The following is a 994-nucleotide window of genomic DNA, read 5'->3' as shown; positions in this document are numbered from 1 at the left end:
CGACTGCTCTTCACAAAGCAGTCGAGCATGGCTCGACTCTACAGAAGGGCGGCAGTCGAGCAAGCTCGACTCTACAAACCGGTGCTGTCGGCGATAATGGGCCATGAATGTGCAACGCTCCCCTTCGCGTGCGGTGGCCTGGATGGTCGCTGCGGTCGCCTGTTTCTCGCTGATGGATGCTGGCATGAAGCAGCTGTCGGCCAGCTATCCGACCCTGGAAGTGACCTTCCTGCGTGGTGCGGCTTCGTTGCCGTTCGTGCTGGTCTGGGTGCTGGTCAGCGCCGGCCCGCGCTCGCTGATCCCGCGCCGCTGGGGCCTGCACCTGCTGCGTGGTGGGCTGGGCATGGCGATGATCGGCTGCTTCGTGTTCGCCCTGCGTGACCTGCCGCTGTCCACCGCCTACACCATCTATTTCGTTGCCCCACTGCTGATCGCCGCGCTGTCGGTGCCGTTGCTGGGTGAGCGGGTTGGCCCGCGGCGCTGGGTGGCCATCGGCATCGGCTTGGTCGGCGTGCTGGTGGTGCTGCGGCCGGGCGTGGACGGCTTCATTTCGGTGCCGGGGCTGATGGTGCTGGCCGCGGCCACCGCGTATGCCGTGGCGGCGATCACGGTCAGCCTGCTGACCCGCACCGATACCTCGCAGTCGATGGTGGTCTGGTTCCTGGTGATCATGGCCATCGGTGCCGGCCTGCTGGCCCTTCCCGGCTGGGTGCCACTGCAGCTGGCGCATGCGCCGCTGATCGCCGGCATGGGTCTGGCCGGAGCGCTCGGTCAGATCGCACTGACCAAGGCCTTCCAGCTGGGCGAGGCGTCGATGATCGCGCCGTTGGAGTACAGCGGCCTGGTGTGGGTGATCGGCTGGGACCTGGCCTTCTGGGGCCAGCTGCCGGACAGCTATACCTGGGTGGGCGCGGCGATCATCGTCGCCTCGGGGCTGTACCTGCTGCACCGTGAGCGGGTGAACCGGCAGGAACCGCCGAAGCCGCTGGATCAT

Annotated in this window: 1 protein-coding gene; it reads left to right on the top strand. The window is 67.2% G+C overall.

Going from position 1 to position 994, the window contains the following annotated elements:
• Positions 1 to 103: 103 nt before the first annotated feature.
• Positions 104 to 994, top strand: an 891-nt coding sequence (locus tag V3B25_RS22315) for a DMT family transporter (protein ID WP_329811562.1), incomplete at its 3' end; no start/stop codon positions are given.

Origin of the sequence: Stenotrophomonas sp. SMYL8 (genome assembly GCF_036320065.1) — a bacterium.
In the GTDB taxonomy this organism is placed as follows: domain Bacteria; phylum Pseudomonadota; class Gammaproteobacteria; order Xanthomonadales; family Xanthomonadaceae; genus Stenotrophomonas; species Stenotrophomonas maltophilia_A.
This window is presented reverse-complemented; position numbering and strand designations above follow the sequence as displayed.